This window comes from Streptomyces flaveolus (genome assembly GCF_000716535.1).
Taxonomy (GTDB): Bacteria; Actinomycetota; Actinomycetes; order Streptomycetales; family Streptomycetaceae; genus Streptomyces; species Streptomyces flaveolus_A.
This window is the reverse complement of record NZ_JNWV01000182.1, coordinates 1-289: the sequence shown is the minus strand read 5'-3', so window position 1 is coordinate 289 and position 289 is coordinate 1. Positions and strand designations below refer to the sequence as shown.

The window sequence follows — 289 nt, the reverse complement described above, 5'->3', positions numbered from 1 at the left end:
TCGAGTGGGCCGACGCCGTCATCTTCGGCACGCCGACCCGTTTCGGCAACGTCTCCTCGCAGCTGAAGCAGTTCATCGACACCCTCGGCGGCCTGTGGGCCCAGGGCAAGCTCGCGGACAAGGTCTACAGCGGCTTCGTCTCCACCGCCACGGATCACGCCGGACAGGAGTCCACCCTGCTGGCCCTGTACAACTCCGTGCACCACTTCGGCGGCATCATCGTCACGCCGGGCTTCACCGACCCGCAGAAGTTCGTCGACGGCAACCCCTACGGCACCTCCCACGCCGA

The 289-nt window shown here is 66.8% G+C and carries 1 protein-coding gene; it reads left to right on the top strand.

The annotated features are described in order from the left end of the window. Positions 1 to 289 (top strand): NAD(P)H-dependent oxidoreductase (locus OO52_RS45760; protein ID WP_037671779.1); only part of this gene is annotated, 289 nt, incomplete at both ends.